At 37.6% G+C, this 213-nt stretch carries 2 tRNA genes; both read left to right on the forward strand.

The annotated features are described in order from the left end of the window. Positions 1-4: 4 nt before the first annotated feature. Positions 5-79, forward strand: a tRNA-Gly gene (locus tag HMPREF3267_RS11330). A gap of 16 nt (positions 80-95) precedes the next feature. Further along, a tRNA-Gly gene (locus tag HMPREF3267_RS12660) sits at positions 96-170 on the forward strand. The last annotated feature ends 43 nt before the right edge of the window (positions 171-213 follow it).

The raw sequence follows: 213 nt of genomic DNA on the forward strand, positions 1-213 counted from the left end.
TTATGCGGGAGTAGTTCAACTTTTAGAACACATTCCTTCCCGGAATGAGGTATAGGTGTAAATCCTATCTTCCGCTCCAATTTAAAACCTTATATGCGGGAGTAGTTCAACTCTTAGAATACATTTCTTCCTGAAATGAGATATAGGTGCAAATCCTATCTTCCGCTCCATTTTTAAACTTATGCGGGAGTAGTTCAACTTTTAGAACACATT

Origin of the sequence: Staphylococcus sp. HMSC62D11, from assembly GCF_001839145.1 — a bacterium.
GTDB lineage: Bacteria > Bacillota > Bacilli > Staphylococcales > Staphylococcaceae > Staphylococcus > Staphylococcus lugdunensis.